This window comes from Pontiella desulfatans, assembly GCF_900890425.1.
In the GTDB taxonomy this organism is placed as follows: Bacteria; Verrucomicrobiota; Kiritimatiellia; order Kiritimatiellales; family Pontiellaceae; genus Pontiella; species Pontiella desulfatans.
The window spans coordinates 1-1,825 of sequence record NZ_CAAHFG010000006.1 but is presented as its reverse complement, the minus strand read 5'-3'; the positions used below and the strand labels follow the sequence as shown (position 1 = coordinate 1,825).

Sequence of the window (1,825 nt, the reverse complement as noted above, 5' to 3'; positions counted from 1 at the left end):
GGCGTGATGGCCTGAATCCCCATCAGCTGCATGAGGCGGGCGACCCGCTTGTGATTGACATCATAGTCTTGATCACGCAACCAGTCCGTCATGCGTGGATAGCCGAACTCCGGATGCCGGAGATACTGCTCGTCGATCAAACGCATCAGAAGCAGGTTCTCCGGCGTTTCCGGGGCGGGGTCGTAGTAGAAGCCCGATCTGGGGACGCCTGCGAGCCTACACTGCCGCCGAACCGAATAATCGGTGCCGGGCTCCACCCAGCTGCGGCGCGTTGAAAGCGGCAGGCTCATAGCTTTTTTTCGAGCCACTTCACGTCCATCTTCAGACGCCCGATCTCTTCGTAAAGTGGAGCCGTAAGCTCTTCTTCCGTTTGAGCCTGCTTCTTTTTCCCCGATGCAAAAAGATCCGGCGCATTCGAAAGCAACTGCTTCTTCCAATCCGAAATCTGGTTCGGATGGACCTGATATTCCGATGCCAGCTCCGCCAATGTCTTCACGCCCTTGATGGCCTCAATCGCCACCTTGGCCTTGAACTTGTCCGTGAATGTTCTTCGTTTTCTTCCCATTTCCATGCGTCCTTTTGTACCATGTTGAGGACGCAGGTTCCACTTAAGCCGGTGGTCCGAAAATCGGGGTTAAGCGCACCCATGAAGCCTATAAAGTTGTGTGTGCTCAAGTTAACGCTGTAACGGGTACTGAAAAGGCTGCGACAAAACCGGGGGCACTTTCCGACGACCAGCTATTAGAAGTAGTCAGTCATGTATATAGTTCCCTAGAGGGGGCAGATAGTAAGCTTCGCAAAGCCCAAGTTATAGAAATGCTGGACGATGAATCTAACAGAATGTGGAAAAAGACAGTGTCCACTTCGTCCATATCGGAATTAAGAACAAGGCAGTATTGTAATCGTTTAAAGCGTATAGATGCGCATTTCGAATGGGCCTTTAGAGCATGGTTGTCCGAACTGAAAAATAGATAGCAGGTCGTTTTGATCTTGTTAATATTCCGTTTTTTAAAACATGCATAACCATGTTGAGGTATTGTATATCAGCATGAAATTGTAATGCCGATAAAAGCCCTTATTGTCCTTCATCAGTTGAACGCGGTGTTCAGCGTAACCACGAAAGGACAAGAAATGAAAATAGAACCGAAGTACTTAAAAACAGCATCTCTTGCAAAGATGTTAAACGTGTCCCCCAGATTCGTCCGTCAACTCGTTGCTGATGGGCGACTGCCCTATATCAGGATTGGTGCTCGCTCAATTCTTTTTGATCTCGATCAGGTTCAAAACTGGATCGATGACCACAGAATCGGAGCGGCGTAATGGGAAAAAAGAACGAAAAACAGTCCGGGAACCAGTACTCAAAACAGACAACCACAGGAGAAGAAAAAATGCGTAAAATCGAAGAAGTAGGAAGTGAAAATAATTGCGAAACAACCTTAGAGAGCCTGGGCGGTTTCGAGGTTTTAGCAAGATACTATGCCGTGCTAGATGGTGTGGGAATCCTGACTAATGAAGAGCTGAAAACCCGCATACTTGGGTATCTGGCTCGTCCACTCATGGAGGAAGAAGTAACTCGTGGGGAGAGAATGGGGCAGAATGCAGTCTGTCCTCAGAGCTGGTCCTTGGAGAGAACCTTCAAATTGGCCTCATTCCAAGAATCAGAATATAAGTGTTATGTAGAACACTTGGTTGATGAAGTGGAAATCTCTTCGGCCATGGACATAGTTGCGCTTAACCCCGATTTTCGGACCACCGGCTTAAGTGGAACCTGCGTCCTCAACATGGTACAAAAGGACGCATGGAAATGGGAAGAAAACGAAGAACA

At 48.1% G+C, this 1,825-nt stretch carries 4 protein-coding genes; 2 read left to right on the top strand and 2 right to left on the bottom strand.

Features of this window, described 5'->3' with window-relative positions; genetic code table 11:
* Nucleotides 1-308: IS3 family transposase (locus tag E9954_RS32185; RefSeq protein ID WP_222847399.1), on the bottom strand; the 308-nt coding region annotated here is incomplete at its 3' end.
* Nucleotides 287-565: a transposase gene (locus E9954_RS32180; protein WP_168442755.1), complete on the bottom strand. Its 279-nt coding sequence runs from the start codon at nt 563-565 to the stop codon at nt 287-289. The genes E9954_RS32185 and E9954_RS32180, both read right to left, overlap by 22 nt.
* A 494-nt stretch (nt 566-1,059) precedes the next feature.
* Here E9954_RS32180 and E9954_RS32175 point away from each other — a divergent pair, with 494 nt between their 5' ends.
* Nucleotides 1,060-1,320, top strand: a complete 261-nt coding sequence (locus tag E9954_RS32175) for a helix-turn-helix transcriptional regulator (RefSeq protein ID WP_136083416.1) — start codon at nt 1,060-1,062, stop codon at nt 1,318-1,320.
* On the top strand, nt 1,320-1,825 hold a 506-nt coding region (locus E9954_RS32170), incomplete at its 3' end, for a hypothetical protein (RefSeq protein ID WP_136083415.1). The genes E9954_RS32175 and E9954_RS32170, both read left to right, overlap by 1 nt.

Excerpts from the sequence above, each read along its gene's own strand:
- E9954_RS32175 (WP_136083416.1), top strand. The coding sequence starts at position 1,060 with ATGCCGATAAAAGCCCTTATTGTCCTTCATCAGTTGAACGCGGTGTTC.
- E9954_RS32180 (WP_168442755.1), bottom strand. The coding sequence starts at position 565 with ATGGGAAGAAAACGAAGAACATTCACGGACAAGTTCAAGGCCAAGGTG.